This is a genomic window from Pseudomonas sp. MDV22-iso1 (genome assembly GCF_058145095.1).
Genome location: NZ_JBYVMF010000013.1, coordinates 161341 through 173666 on the forward strand (window position 1 = coordinate 161341; position 12326 = coordinate 173666).

Consider the following 12326-nt stretch of genomic DNA (forward strand, 5'->3'; position numbering starts at 1 on the left):
CAATTTACCTTCGGCTTACGTAACAGGATGTTTGGACAAGACACTGAATCACAAATGAAAACGGCCTGGGCACAGGGGGCGTTCTCACTGAATTTCCCCACCGCGCCGGGTCTGCTGTTGTGCAGGGCAAGGCGCGAGAAGCGTAGTTTGGTCATTCCAAATAAGCTTCGAGCAACGCAGCCCTGCACAACAGCAGCCCCGGCCCTTCGGGTTGTGCCTTAAAGCGGGCCAGCCTGCGTTGCAGGCCTTGGAAAGGGAACAACCATTACCAGCGGCCTGCGCCTTGCCTGGCCCGCTTTAAGGCGACAACGCGGCGGGGAAATTCAGTGAGAACGCCCCCTCAGGCCGTTAACAATTGTAAGCGCGAACTTATTTCAGAACAGCAAGTGCAGCTTCGTAGTTCGGTTCGTCAGCAATTTCCTTGACCAGTTCGCTGTACAGAACGTTGTCGTTTTCATCCAGTACAACCACGGCACGTGCGGTCAGGCCTTTGAGTGGGCCATCAGCGATTGCCACACCGTAGTTCTCGATGAATTCAGCACCGCGCAGGGTCGACAGGTTCTGGACGTTTTCCAGACCTTCGGCGCCGCAGAAACGCGCCTGGGCGAACGGCAGGTCAGCGGAGATGCACAGCACGACAGTGTTGGCGACATCATTGGCCTGGGCGTTGAACTTGCGCACCGAGGTCGCGCAGGTCGGAGTGTCTACGCTTGGGAAAATGTTCAGCACTTTGCGCTTGCCGGCCAGGCTGGCCAGGGTCACGTCGGACAGATTACCGGCCACCAGGGAGAAGGCTGGCGCCTTGGAACCGGCTTGTGGCAGTTGACCGTTGACTTGAACCGGGGAGCCTTTGAGGGTGACTTGAGCCATGAACTGAGTCCTTCTGAACGTTGATAGAGAGAATTCGAAGAGGCAGAAGTTAACCATGAAATGGGCCGGCGACCTATGCCCAGATACAAATTGTGAGGTTCTGTCGTATGAATTGGATACAACTTCTGCCGCCGGACATTTTCGTGGCTCACCCTGTCGATTTGGAAGGCCGCCATTCGACTACTCGTGAATCCAGCCAACCCTGCGGAGAAAAGCCATGCGATTCATGATCATTGTAAAAGCCAGCGTCGACTCAGAGGCGGGAATAATCCCCAGCGAAGAACTGATGACCGCCATGGGCAACTACAACGAGGAACTGGCCAAGGCCGGCATCCTCATCGATTGCGACGGCCTGCAGCCCAGCAGCAAAGGTGCCCGCGTGCGTTTCTCGGGTGAGCAGCGCACGGTGATCGACGGGCCGTTTGCGGAAACCAAGGAATTGATTGCCGGTTACTGGATATGGGAGGTCAAGTCGAAGCAGGAAGCCATCGACTGGGTCAAGCGCTGCCCTAACCCGATGCCGGGCACCGACGCCGAGATCGAGATTCGTCCGGTGTACTCGGCGGAAGATTTCGGTGAGGAGTTCACTCCGAAACTGCGCGAGCAGGAAGAAAGAGTGCGGGCTCAGGTCAAGAAGTCCTGACGCCCGGAGCAAGAGCTCAGAACAACCTCCCCCGCCGACATTGCCCCCTGTGGCGAGGGAGCTTGCTCCCGCGAGGTCGCGAAGCGTCCTGAATAAGTACGCATGTAATGCAACAGAGAAATCCGGGTAGCTAAAGGCTTCGCGACTGCTGCACAGCCTAGCCGTAGCGAGCTCCCTCGCCATAAATATTGCGCCCAGGAGGGCAGCGTCACTGTTTCAGAATCCAGATGACATGAGTAACTAACAGTTCTGATAGTAGACACCGCTTGCACAGAAGACGAACCTTTCGCCTTGCGATCAAACATAGGAACTCAACCCATGTCTTTGCGCCACGAAGCCGTACTCTGTCGTTATCACTATGATCCGCTGGACCGAGTCGCTAGCACTTCATCTGAAACAGATACCTACACTCATCGCTTTTACTGCAAAACCCGGATCACAACAGAAATCGAGGGTTTGTCAAAGCGGTCGGTTTTTCAACACCATGACCAACTTCTAGCTCAACAGCATAGCCACGGCCTAACAGTAAAAACCACTTTACTTGCCACTGATCAGCAACGGTCGGTACTGAGTGCCGTTGACGCCAAGCTGCCCGAACCGATTGCTTATTCGCCTTACGGCCATCACCGCTCCAACAGCGGTTTACTGAACGTGCTCGCGTTTAACGGTGAACTGCGGGATCCCATTACCGGGTGCTATTTACCAGGCAACGGTTACCGGGCTTTCAATCCGGTGTTGATGCGATTCCACAGCCCGGACAACTGGAGCCCCTTTGGTGATGGCAGCTTGAATCCATATGCATACTGTTCAGGGGATCCGGTGAATCGAATAGATCCAACTGGTCATGCATCTCTATTGGCTTTATATGCGAAATACGTAGATAACTTGCGCTCAACCCAGGTTGGTGCGCTCGTACCACAGCCTTCGGCAATCACGCAGCCTCTACCGTTACCAGCATCGAGGCCAGCAACTGCTTACGACATGTTTAATGGAATCATTGACGGCGTTGGCAAATTTCCGCTTAGTACCGAGCAAAGCGCAGTGCTAAGAAGATCGAAAGAGCTGTCACGAAGTAAAAAACTTTCGAACCGGATCATCCCAGGCCGTATGGAAACCGCGGAAACCGCCGCCAGAAAATTCGATTTTTACAATCGCCCCGAGTTCAGCTTCAGCGACGGCGTGCCCCAGGTCGGTGAGATTCAACTCCTGCCAAACGGTGCAGAAACTTACCTGCACACACTCCATTTCGATGCTTCGATCAGTCATTACACCTACCAATTGCGGGTCTCATCGGGGGCGCAGAAGCTAGCAGCGGCCACCAAGCTGCGAAGTTCAGTGATCAATCGCGCCGCCTATATCGTCAGGCATTCAACAGAAGCATTGATAGATGCCCCTGTGCGAGCCCCAAGAGGGGCTTCCCCTGTGAGAGGTTCCTTTGGAACCTGAGTCAGCACAGTCGCATGAAGAAATGTCTGGGCTTTTAACTACTTCCCTCATCACTCCCAACCCACTGATCCGCATTAACTTTTCAGTACAGAAAAGATAAACGCGAAATCGGCCACAATCCGAAAGAACTAATTCCTTCGACTGGATAATCACTGATTAACTGCCGTGGAACGCAAAGGCTGTGGCCTCCCGCCATTCATATTGTTCGCGGGCATCAACGTCATCTTCGGCAAATAAGCGCTTTCATACGCAAGGTGCAATTCGCGCACCAGGTTTCAGCCTGTTGACGATGTTTGTCAGTTGCGGTGTCGGTGCCACAAACCTGGCCACGAATCGAATATGCGCCGTGGGTACGCGCCAAGGAAATCACCCGTGTTCTGCCAGCGTTGCTGGACTTGTGCATCGCGCCGCCGCTGGTGAATGTTGATGCCCGTTTTATAGAGCGCATGAACACCCATCAGCAACGCCTGATGAAATTCTATCGGGGGAGTTTGCATGCTTATGAGGGTGATCGTGATGCCTGGGCCAGGGACGCCCGGGAAGTGATGCGCGGGGATGGGGGAATCCGGATTTCCGGTGGTTCATGGGGGAGTGATGCAGCGCGGGCGATACCGCCATCGCGAGCAGGCTTTGCTCCTAACCTGTGGGAACGAGCCTGCTCGCGATGAGGCCATCAGCCCCGATACATTACTTGGACTTGAGCTTCAGGTAAGACTGATGCAGATCCGCAGCCCAACCATCGAGAACGCCTTTGACGTCATCGGCTTTCATGACCTGGGAATCGTTTTCCAGCGGTTTACCGGTGCCTTTGCGCACCACCTGGGCGATTACGTGGTTGTCGCTGCCATCAAGAAACACCGCTTCAGTGGCCAGGTCGGTTTCCTGATCACGAATACCGCTGGCCGTGCTGACCGCTGCGGCGACCAGTGCGATCGGGATCACTTCATACGGCTTGAGGCCTTCGGTCGAGCTGCTGACGGCAGTGATGGCGGCACGCACCACGATCACACCAGGACCTGGGCCTGCGGCCAATGGCAAGGATTTGCCGATTTCACGCTTGAGGGCTTGATCGTAGTAGCTGGTAATACCGTTGAGGGTTGCCTGAGGGATTTTCACGGTTGGCTGAGGCTTTGGATAAAGCTGGGTCGGCTCGATGTAAACGCTGTTGAACTTGTTGACGTCCAGCTTGGGATCTATCCAGCGCATCACCGTGGCACCTGACGGTGACTCGGTTTCCTTGAGTTGGCTGTAATCTTTGAGAAAGCCCGAGTACTGGTCGGGTTCAACAACTTTGCTGGCACAGCCTACAACTCCGATCGAGGCAATGCACAGCGTGCTCATCATTAACGCTAGCTTCATGCGGTAACTCCTGTAAGTAAGCGCACAACATTACGGGTAAGAGTGTTACAGGTATAGACACAGCAACAGATGTTGTACGAAAAATCACCCTGGCTGTTTAACGGCGTACGTACGCCTACAACCGTTATTTGACGGTCGCCGGTCATCCGGCAAAGCTGCACTGAGCTTGAACGCGCGTCTGAAGGCAAACGCGCATGGGCTGCAGAAGTCGGGCCCAGCCGCAACCGGTCGCACTGGCGCCAGCGAAGACGGTCGATAAGCAGCAGTGTCAGGGCTGTCACAGCGAGCAGGTCAAGGATTGGCCAGGAACGAACGCCGTTGTTGACGCCGTGGTTGAGTGATCCGGTGAAAGCGGTACGCATCGCCACCGCACGGGATCTGCTCAGTGCTTCTCGCGATGGATTGGGCAGCGCGCAGGTCAGTTGGGGGCACCTTCGTCTCAAGACTGAAAAACCATATCAGCGAGCGGCAAAACGCCGCAGATGTGCCTTTTAATCTGATCCGTATAAATGACGTTTTTCTGAGTCTGTTTTGTTTCGGGCAGGGTTTCTACAGTGCAGGACCTGTCAGGCCGGGTGGCCTGGCACTACTTTGCAACCGTGGAAGCAATGACCATGAGCACAGCAACAACCGGCCAGGCCTATAACTACAAGGTCGTGCGCCAATTCATCGTGGCAACCATCGTCTGGGGTGTCGTGGGGATGGCGATGGGGGTGTGGATCGCCTCGCAACTGGTGTGGCCCGAGATGAACCTCGACCTGCCATGGACCACCTTCGGCCGCCTGCGACCGCTGCACACCAGCCTGGTGATTTTCGGTTTCGCCGGCAGCGCACAATTCGCCGCCAGTTATTACGCCGTGCAGCGCACCTGCCAGGTACGCCTGTTTTCAGACAAGCTGGCAGCGTTCACATTCTGGGGCTGGCAATCGGTGATCGTGGTCATGCTGGTCAGCCTGCCCCTGGGCTACACCACCACCAAGGAATACGCCGAAATCGAATTCACCGGCGCGGTATGGATGACCGTAGTCTGGGTCGCGTACGCCATTGTGTTCTTCACCACTGTGGTCCAGCGCAAGACCAAACACATCTACGTAGGCAACTGGTTCTTCGGCGCCTTCATCGTGGTCATTGCCATGTTGCACGTGGTCAATCACCTGTCGATTCCAGTGGACTGGTTCAAGTCCTACCCGGTGTATGCCGGGGCCACCGACGCTATGGTCCAGTGGTGGTACGGGCATAACGCGGTGGGCTTTTTCCTGACCACTGGATTCCTCGGGATGATGTATTACTTCGTACCCAAGCAAGTGAATCGTCCGGTGTACTCCTATCGGTTATCGATCGTGCACTTCTGGGCGCTGATCACCCTGTACATCTGGGCCGGTCCGCACCACCTGCATTACACCGCACTGCCGGACTGGGCGCAGTCGCTGGGCATGGCGATGTCGCTGATCCTGCTGGCACCAAGCTGGGGCGGGATGATCAACGGAATGATGACGCTGTCAGGCGCCTGGCATAAGTTGCGCACCGACCCGATCCTGCGTTTTCTGGTGCTGTCCCTGGCCTTCTACGGCATGTCGACCTTTGAAGGTCCGATGATGGCGATCAAGACCGTCAACGCCCTCTCCCACTACACCGACTGGACCATCGGCCACGTGCACGCCGGCGCGCTGGGCTGGGTCGCAATGATCACCTTTGGCGCGGTTTATCACATGGTCCCGAAGGTCTTCGGGCGCGAGCAGATGCACAGCACGCCGCTGATCAACACGCACTTCTGGCTCGCGACCATCGGCACGGTGTTGTACATCGCCTCGATGTGGGTCAACGGCATCACCCAAGGGTTGATGTGGCGCGCGATCAATGACGACGGCACATTGACCTACTCGTTCGTCGAAGCGCTGCAGGCCAGTCATCCGGGGTTCGTCGTGCGGTTTGTCGGTGGCGTGTTTTTCCTGAGCGGCATGCTGCTGATGGCTTACAACGTGTGGCGCACGGTGCGGGTCGCCGATGTGGCGATGGCTGAACGCGAAGCGCAGATTGCCTGAAGGGAGCAACCGCAATGTTCGAGCTAATGATGAATGGCGTAGCGGTGATCGCGCTCTGGCTGGCGGTCGAGTATTGCTTCAAGCGCCAGACCGCGCAAAGCCTGCAGGATGCGAGCCTGATTCCGTTTGCCGATGACCCGGAGGTGGCGCGGCGGGTGGAAATGGCGACCGGGTTGAAAGTGAAAGCGGTCGCGCCGGAAGAGGCGAAACCAGGCTGGATCAACCTCGATATCTAATCCACCCACAACCCCTGTAGGAGTGAGCCTGCTCGCGATAGCGGTGTATCAATCAATCAATTTGGTAACTGACACAACGCCATCGCGAGCAGGCTCACTCCTACAGAGGGAGGTGCCATGTTTCCGGTTATCAGCCACGTTCGCGAGGAATCAGGCTCTGCAGCTGCTGCGCCAAAAAGTCAGCATCGAAAGCGAACGTATCCGGGTCTTTCAAGCCATTGGTCTTGCGCCATTGCCAGCTAGCGGACGGTGGCAGGCAGACCAGCGAAATGCTGCCGTAGCGCGCGGCCGTCAGGCCCATGACCGCCAAAGAAATCTGACCGCCCGTGCCCATGACATCCGGGACGAATTCCACAGGCTTGCCGGCGATGACAATGCTGAGTTTTTCAGTCTTGAAAATCGACGTTTCGACCGGAACGCTCGGCCCGAAGGCGACATATGCCTCGCGTTTGACTTCCAGCAAGTTCGGCGTCTGAACCGGTTCCAGCCATTGCTGGATCTGATCGAACACTTCACCAATGCGCGTTGCCCACACAGCCGATTGCGACTCAAACAGTTGTTTCTTGTGCGCTTCGCTTTCTGCGTATTGGCGAAGCATCTCACCCAGTTGCTTTACGTCGTCCATTGCGGTGTTCCTTTGGTTGAAGCAGTGCTGCGGACTTTGAGCATGGCAGATGCGCGCTAGCGATGTTTGACTAAAAGCCTGAACGGCATTTTGCGGTGGATCTGAATGCCGATCCACGGCACTCTGGTTTTCTTCAAACCCACAGGAATACACCATGCACACAATCGGCCTTATCGGCGGCATGAGCTGGGAATCCAGCGCCGAGTATTACCGTCTGATCAACCAAGAGGTTCGCGACCGGCTGGGGCCGTTGCGTTCGGCAAAACTGCTCATGCACAGCGTCGATTTCGGCCCGGTCGAGCAGGCCCAGCATGCGGGGCGCTGGGACGATGCGGCGGCGATTCTGGTGGACGCGGCGCAACGGCTGCAAGCGGGTGGCGCTGAGTGCGTGGTGCTGTGTACCAACACCATGCACAAAGTCGCAGGGCAGATTCAGGACGCTATCCGTATTCCGTTCCTGCACATTGCCGACCCGGTTGGCCAGGCTGCCGTCAACATGGGCGCACTGAAGGTTGGTTTGCTGGGCACGGCGTTCACCATGGAACAGGACTTCCTCAAGGATCGCCTGATCGCTCAAGGGCTGAGTGTGCTGGTGCCCGAGACGGGTGAGCGCCAGGCCGTGCACCGGATCATCTATGACGAGTTGTGCGTCGGCGTGATCAGCGAGGCCTCACGCAAGGTCTATCAACAAGTCATTGAATCCCTCACCCGACGTGGGGCGCAGGCCATCATCCTTGGCTGCACCGAAATCGGCCTGCTGATCAAACCCGAACACAGCACCCTGCCCTTGCTCGACACCACCGAACTGCATGCACAGGCGGCGGTGGCGTTTGCATTGGGCGACTGAATCAACGGGTGCCAGGCATGTGACGCAGGCGCGCCATGCTCAAGGCATCCACATAGACGCCGTCACGCACGGCGTAGTCGCGCAACAAGCCTTCGGTCTCGAAGCCGAACTTGCGATACAAGCCGATGGCCGCTTCGTTATCGCTGTAGACCGAAAGCTCGACTCGTCGCAGGTTCATCCAGTTGTCGGCGATATCCAGCGCGGCAGTCAGCAGTTTTGTGCCGATGCCTTTGCCTTGCCACGCCGACGCGACACCCATGCCGAGGCTGCCCGCATGGCTGCGCCGAATCCGCGAGTACTGTTCAAGGCCGAGATTGCCGATGACCGTGCCCTGATGCAGCGCAACCAGCTGCACCACGCGCTCATTGTCCGACGCCAGGCGCTTGCGCCAGACGTCGACGGTCTGAAACGGCATCTGCAGCACCTGGCGCGTGACCACCGGGTCGTTGTAGAGGGCGGTAATGCCGTCGAGGTGCGTTTCGTTAAAGCGTTCGAGGGTGATGACGGAGTCGGAAAGCGACATGGGTGATTCATCCTTGATGCAGACATGGCTGCTTACTCTATAACGCCATCGTCGACTGTGGCGAGATCCAATGTAGGAGCTAGCCTGCTGGCGATTAGCGGTGTGCAGGCAACATGGATATCGACTGGCAGACCGTAATCGCTAGCAGGCGAGCTCCCACAGGGGTGTTGTGTTCAGGCTTGGAACCATTCACGTCGTTCGTTGAAGGTGTTCTCGATCAGCTCGACGAGCATCTGCACATCAGGCTGTCCTTGCGACTCGGTATTGACCGCCATCCACACCTGGCGCTCCATCGGTTGTTCGAACAACCCGGGCAATGCGACCAGCCCTCGGTCAAGCTGACTCATGTAGTGCGGCACAAGCCCGATGCAGGCGCTGGAGCGGATCATCTCCAGCATCAGCTCGTAGGCGTGCACGCGCACCACTGCAGCCAGGCGTTGATCCACCAGGCTGTTCCAGGGATTGAACGCATCGAGCTGGCGGTCATGCTGCCATTGCACCAATAAAAAATCGGCCAGGTCATCATGACTTTCCGGCCTCGCCGCAACCCGCGAATAGCGCTTGGAGATGTGCGGCACGTAGCCCAGCCGCGCCAGACGCTGCGGCTCACCGACGTTAAAACTGGGCCCGGGTAGCGGCGAGTCGGTGCCCGCCAGCCACACCACCACATCGGCACTGATCGCTTGCAGTGACAGCTCGCTATCCAGAGTGACGATATCCAGTCGAACGCTGGCGTTACGTCTTACCAGCGAGATCAGGTCACGGCCGAGGATGTCATGCAGGATCGGTTCGGCCACGGCCAGACGTATCAGGGGCTGCTCGATCACCGGTAAGTCGCGCTCATGGGCCAAGGCGATCAAGTGCGCCTGAAACTCCAAACCATCGCGACTCAACGACACGCCATTGTCCGAGGGATTGAACAGCGAACACTGCAGCTGCGTTTCCAGCTGCGCCAGTTGCTTGCGCAATTGGGTCGCCTTGATGTTCAGGCTGCGAGCCGCTTGTGTGAAGCAGCCACAACGGGCGCTGACCCGGAAAGACCGCGCCAGCACGGGATCAATGTAGCGGGTGCGGGTGGTTTCGATCGTTGGCATCGCTGACTCCCTGTCGATCTGTCGGTGAAAGCTTCATCTTGCGCACTATTGATGAATTCACTGTGACAGGTGGGGGCATCAACGCATCAGGCGCTGGGGGTTTGTCTGAAGCTCACGGCCAGGCGATTCCAGCTGTTGATCGCGGTGACGGCAACGGTCAGGTCGACCATTTCACTTTCATTGAACTGCTCACGGGCCTGAGCGTAGACATCGTCCGGCACGTGGCTTTGCGAGAGTAAGGTCACCGCTTCGGTCCAGGCCAGTGCGGCGCGCTCGCGGGGATTGAAGAAACCGCTGTCGCGCCAGACCACGACTGAATACAGCCGGCGATCGGTCTCCCCCAAACGCCGGGCGTCTACCGAATGCATATCAGTGCAGAACGCGCAGCCATTGAGCTGCGAGGCACGGATCTTGATCAGGTGCAGCAAGGGCTGTTCGATACTCAGGTTACTGGTCAGCGCTTCCATGGCGATCATGGCTCTCATCGCTTTGGGTGATGCGCTGTAGTAATCCAGACGGGAATTCATGGCGAGCCTCGAGTATCGATGGATACGCTTTACGGTAGGCGCTCAAGGAGGACGATTACAGGTCCAATTATGCGAAAAAACCGTGGACCACCCTGGCCTCAGACCAATCCTCGGTTTTTCGCCCACGCAACTACTGCGCGAGCCCTCATGCAGGTAATCTGGCGCGACGCACACGCGCTCAACAGCTCCGGGAGCCCCGCCGGTATGGAACTTCATGTTGTCATCAATGGCCGCAAGGACCTCACCGGCCAGCTCTATACACAGCTGCGTAGCGCCATTGAATCCGGGCGCCTGGCCGCCGGGACACAACTGCCTCCCAGCCGTTTGCTGGCGGAACAACTGGGTATTTCGCGCAAGACCATTTCTGATACCTACGCGCAACTGACGTACGAAAACTTTCTCACCGGTGTGATCGGCAAAGGCACTTACGTCAACGCCAGACCGTCAAAAGTCACCCGCAAGCAAAGCCACTCGGAACTGGCCAGTGCCGAGGTCATCGAGTCCTGGCGCAACCTGCCGGTGTTTCTGCGTCACCCGACCCTGGAAGGCTCGCTGCGCTACGACTTCATCGGCGGCGCCACCAGCAAGGGACAGTTTCCCCAGGACGACTGGCGTCGCTGCACCTCCCATGCCTTGCGCCAGATGGCCGGCTCCAAGGGTTTGTACAGCCTGCCTGAAGGTTTGCCGGCGTTGCGCAATGCGATTGCCCGGCACATTGCGTTTTCTCGCGGGGTCAATTGCCAGGACGAAGACGTGGTGGTGTGCAACGGCGCGCAACAGGCGCTGGACTTGATCTCACGGGTAATGACTCGCCCCGGCAACATTGTGGCCATGGAAGATCCCGGCTATCCGCCTGCCCGCCTGTTGTTTGGCAGCCACGGCGCTACCGTGATCGGCGTGCCGGTAGATGCCGAGGGTATCCAGGTGGACAAGATTCCGCTGGGAACGCGACTGATTTATGTGACGCCGTCTCACCAGTTCCCGCTGGGTATTCCGATGAGCCAGGAGCGGCGGATCGCGTTGCTCGAACGGGCCTATGAGCTGGGTGCAATCATCATCGAGGACGATTACGACAGTGAATTTCGTTACGAAGGCCGACCTACCGACTCTCTGCAAAGTATGGATGAGCGGGGTATCGTCGCTTACGTCGGGACATTCTCGAAAACCCTGTTGCCGGAACTGCGCCTCGGTTACGCCATTTTGCCACCGGCGATTCTTGAAGCGGTGATCCGCGCCAAGCAATTGACCGATCTGCACACGTCCACCCTGCCCCAATGGGCGCTGGCCAAGTTCATCGCCGAAGGCTGCCTGCTCAAGCACATTCGACGTTGCCATACGATTTATGCCGGGCGGCGCGAGCGGATTCTCACGCGCGTGGCCACCGACCTTTCTCCTTGGCTGGAGGCGGTGCCTTCCACGGCAGGTTTCCACATGGTGGTTATGTGCAAAGTGCCTATCGATATGCCTTTACTGATCGAACTGGCCAAAAAAGTTGAAGTCGGGCTCTATTCGATTGAAGGCTTTTATTATCAGCAAGCGCCACAGGCCGGACTTCTCATGGGGTTCGGAGCCATCGAAACCCTGGACATCGACACCGCCCTGGACCGCTTGCGCGACATTTTGCAGCAACTGGCCTGACGCATTGGTGTGGGGGTTTATCCGGCGATTGGCTATTGGTGGTCCGGGGGTGCAAGCCTATCCTGCATAGGCGTTATCCCTCAGTGAGCAGGATTCGTCCGGCCTGATTCAGGAGTGTGAGCAATGTCCAATGATGTGATCAACACCGTACAGGTGCAGGCCGCCCCCGGCCGAACGGAAGAGCTGGGCAAGCAACTGCAAAAGATTGTCGAAACCCTGCGCGAACTTCCGGGCTGTGATTCCTATATGGTCGACCGCTGCCCAGAGGACAGTAACCGCTGGAGCGTCAGTGCACGCTGGCAATCGGAAGCGGCCATGCAATCGCATTTCAACTGCCCTGAAGTCCAGGGTTTCATCGGGCTGATTGACAGCCAACTGGCCAATGCCGTGGATTTCAACAGTTTTCCGATTCGCTGAAAACAAGATCAAAAGATCGCAGCGTGCCGCAGCTCCTACGGGGGAACATATTCCACGTA

13 protein-coding genes and 1 pseudogene are annotated in these 12326 nt (G+C 57.4%); 8 read left to right on the forward strand and 6 right to left on the reverse strand.

Annotation, left to right across the window (positions count from 1 at the left end):
• Positions 1 to 369: 369 nt before the first annotated feature.
• Positions 370 to 870 carry a thiol peroxidase gene (gene tpx, locus AC3ZVB_RS16560; RefSeq protein WP_162436725.1) on the reverse strand — a complete coding sequence of 167 codons (501 nt, stop codon included), beginning with the start codon at positions 868 to 870 and terminating at the stop codon, positions 370 to 372.
• A 217-nt stretch (positions 871 to 1087) separates the two neighbouring features.
• On the opposite strand from tpx, the gene AC3ZVB_RS16565 reads away from it, so the two are divergent.
• The 3 genes and pseudogenes from AC3ZVB_RS16565 to AC3ZVB_RS16575 all read left to right on the forward strand — a co-directional run.
• Positions 1088 to 1513 (forward strand): YciI family protein, encoded by a 426-nt coding sequence (locus tag AC3ZVB_RS16565; protein WP_490147160.1) that lies wholly within the window; start codon positions 1088 to 1090, stop codon positions 1511 to 1513.
• A 318-nt stretch (positions 1514 to 1831) separates the two neighbouring features.
• Entirely contained in the window at positions 1832 to 2959 is a 1128-nt protein-coding gene (locus AC3ZVB_RS16570; RefSeq protein WP_490147161.1) for an RHS repeat-associated core domain-containing protein, read from the forward strand.
• 320 nt (positions 2960 to 3279) lie between these two features.
• Positions 3280 to 3554 (forward strand): annotated as a pseudogene (locus tag AC3ZVB_RS16575) (spermidine synthase); the annotation flags it as partial.
• 92 nt (positions 3555 to 3646) lie between these two features.
• Here the strand turns inward: AC3ZVB_RS16575 and AC3ZVB_RS16580 are convergent.
• A complete protein-coding gene (locus AC3ZVB_RS16580; RefSeq protein ID WP_490147162.1) occupies positions 3647 to 4318 on the reverse strand; it encodes a DUF3313 domain-containing protein in 672 nt (223 codons plus the stop codon).
• A 614-nt stretch (positions 4319 to 4932) separates the two neighbouring features.
• Between AC3ZVB_RS16580 and ccoN the strand changes: the two genes are divergently transcribed.
• On the forward strand, positions 4933 to 6360 hold the full coding sequence (gene ccoN, locus AC3ZVB_RS16585) for a cytochrome-c oxidase, cbb3-type subunit I (protein ID WP_162436728.1): 1428 nt from the start codon (positions 4933 to 4935) through the stop codon (positions 6358 to 6360).
• 14 nt (positions 6361 to 6374) lie between these two features.
• Positions 6375 to 6596 (forward strand): cbb3-type cytochrome c oxidase subunit 3, encoded by a 222-nt coding sequence (locus AC3ZVB_RS16590; RefSeq protein WP_490147163.1) that lies wholly within the window; start codon positions 6375 to 6377, stop codon positions 6594 to 6596.
• A gap of 130 nt (positions 6597 to 6726) precedes the next feature.
• On the opposite strand, the gene AC3ZVB_RS16595 is transcribed toward AC3ZVB_RS16590, so the two are convergent.
• Complete coding sequence (locus AC3ZVB_RS16595; protein WP_194693221.1) at positions 6727 to 7221, reverse strand: hypothetical protein; 495 nt, start codon at positions 7219 to 7221, stop codon at positions 6727 to 6729.
• Between the two features lie 154 nt (positions 7222 to 7375).
• Here AC3ZVB_RS16595 and AC3ZVB_RS16600 point away from each other — a divergent pair, with 154 nt between their 5' ends.
• Complete coding sequence (locus tag AC3ZVB_RS16600) at positions 7376 to 8068, forward strand: aspartate/glutamate racemase family protein (RefSeq protein ID WP_490147164.1); 693 nt, start codon at positions 7376 to 7378, stop codon at positions 8066 to 8068.
• Between the two features lies 1 nt (position 8069).
• Here the strand turns inward: AC3ZVB_RS16600 and AC3ZVB_RS16605 are convergent, their stop codons facing one another.
• From AC3ZVB_RS16605 to AC3ZVB_RS16615, 3 genes are all read right to left on the reverse strand, one after another.
• A complete protein-coding gene (locus AC3ZVB_RS16605; protein WP_490147165.1) occupies positions 8070 to 8591 on the reverse strand; it encodes a GNAT family N-acetyltransferase in 522 nt (173 codons plus the stop codon).
• 173 nt (positions 8592 to 8764) lie between these two features.
• Positions 8765 to 9685: a LysR family transcriptional regulator gene (locus tag AC3ZVB_RS16610; RefSeq protein WP_194693224.1), complete on the reverse strand. Its 921-nt coding sequence runs from the start codon at positions 9683 to 9685 to the stop codon at positions 8765 to 8767.
• Positions 9686 to 9771: 86 nt separating this feature from the next.
• Positions 9772 to 10212: a carboxymuconolactone decarboxylase family protein gene (locus AC3ZVB_RS16615; protein WP_490147166.1), complete on the reverse strand. Its 441-nt coding sequence runs from the start codon at positions 10210 to 10212 to the stop codon at positions 9772 to 9774.
• A gap of 204 nt (positions 10213 to 10416) precedes the next feature.
• Here AC3ZVB_RS16615 and pdxR point away from each other — a divergent pair, with 204 nt between their 5' ends.
• Both pdxR and AC3ZVB_RS16625 read left to right on the forward strand, forming a co-directional pair.
• Positions 10417 to 11850: a MocR-like pyridoxine biosynthesis transcription factor PdxR gene (pdxR, locus tag AC3ZVB_RS16620; RefSeq protein ID WP_194693226.1), complete on the forward strand. Its 1434-nt coding sequence runs from the start codon at positions 10417 to 10419 to the stop codon at positions 11848 to 11850.
• A gap of 123 nt (positions 11851 to 11973) precedes the next feature.
• Positions 11974 to 12267 (forward strand): antibiotic biosynthesis monooxygenase family protein, encoded by a 294-nt coding sequence (locus tag AC3ZVB_RS16625; protein WP_162436736.1) that lies wholly within the window; start codon positions 11974 to 11976, stop codon positions 12265 to 12267.
• Positions 12268 to 12326 lie beyond the last annotated feature (59 nt).